Raw genomic sequence first — 513 nt, 5'->3', positions numbered from 1 at the left:
TGTCAGATGCGGGTTTTTGGTACCGGTGTTCCGGAGACCCGGTACTGCCGTGTTCCGGGTAGTTGGTACCGGGGCCGGGCCGACGGAGTCGGCCCGGTTGTTTGTTTTATTCGTCCGGTTCTATTGGGGTGGTGGCCTTGCGCATGTCGAAGTCTCCGATGCGGATTCGGTGGCCGTTGTTGAGGCGGCTAACGAGTGAATCGGCTCCGACTCTGTCGGGGAGGGCTTCGACCCAATAGGCGGCGGCCGATTGGGAGGAGATCAGCGTTGGGAGCCGACCGTCGCGGTCGAATATGATCTTGCTCAGGTCTTCTTGCCCGCGCTGGTTGATGCTCATGGTCATAAAATCGTCGATGATAAGGACATCGACATTGATCAGTTTCCGCATCTTATCGAGGTAGTTTTGATCAGTCGGTGAGAAGACCGCCAACATGTCTACGAGTTGGTCTAGCCGGTAGTAGGCCACGGAGTATCCGGCTTGACATGCGGCGACGCCGATGGCGCAGACTATGT

1 protein-coding gene is annotated in these 513 nt (G+C 57.5%); it reads right to left on the bottom strand.

Annotated features, from left to right (window positions below):
- Positions 1-106: 106 nt before the first annotated feature.
- The coding region (locus QP968_RS11135) for an ATP-binding protein (RefSeq protein ID WP_284856459.1) at positions 107-513 on the bottom strand (407 nt) is incomplete at its 5' end.

It is taken from the genome of Corynebacterium sp. MSK041 (genome assembly GCF_030232265.1).
In the GTDB taxonomy this organism is placed as follows: Bacteria; Actinomycetota; Actinomycetes; order Mycobacteriales; family Mycobacteriaceae; genus Corynebacterium.
Note: the sequence above shows the minus strand (reverse complement) of the source record. Positions and strands in the feature narration are given on the sequence as shown.